This is a genomic window from bacterium (assembly GCA_020440705.1).
Taxonomy (GTDB): domain Bacteria; phylum Krumholzibacteriota; class Krumholzibacteriia; order LZORAL124-64-63; family LZORAL124-64-63; genus JAGRNP01.
Genome location: JAGRNP010000321.1, coordinates 1 through 594, shown reverse-complemented (window position 1 = coordinate 594; position 594 = coordinate 1). Strand labels below are relative to the sequence as shown.

Genomic DNA, 594 nt, shown 5'->3' with positions numbered 1-594 from the left:
GGGAGCGGCAGCCCGCTTCCCGGGCAGCCAGACGGAGAAGACGCTGCCGTGGCCGGGGTTCGAGGTCACCCAGATCCGGCCCTCGTGCTCTTCGACGATCCCCTTCGAGATGGCGAGCCCGAGACCGGTGCCGCTCGCAGTTCGCGTACTGGATGAATCCAGCTGGCGGAACTTAGTGAACAGCTTGGGGATATCCTCTGCGGAAATGCCGATGCCGGTGTCTTCGATGTCGAGCCGGACTCCCCCGTCTTCCCCGGTGGCCCGGATCCGAATGACTCCGTTCTCGTTCGAGAACTTGACCGCGTTGCCGACCAGGTTGGTCAGCACCTGGCTGATCCGGAGTTCGTCGGCCTCGATGGTCGGGAGGCCGTCCTCCACCTCCGTCTCCATCCGGATCGACTTCTGCTCGGCCAGGTTGCCCAGGTTGACGACCACGCTCTCGAGGAGGCTCCCGACCAGGACGTCGGTGAAGTGGGTCGAAAGCCGGGAGGACTCGAGCTTCGAGAAGTCGAGGATGTCTTTGATGAGGGTCTCCAGCCGCTCGACGTTAGTCGTGCAGATGCCCAGAAGCTCGCTCTGGGGCTCGGGCATGTC

1 protein-coding gene is annotated in these 594 nt (G+C 64.1%); it reads right to left on the bottom strand.

All coding sequences use genetic code 11. The features are described from left to right. A partial coding sequence (locus KDM41_18595; protein ID MCB1185433.1) for a HAMP domain-containing histidine kinase occupies positions 1-594 on the bottom strand: 594 nt, incomplete at both ends.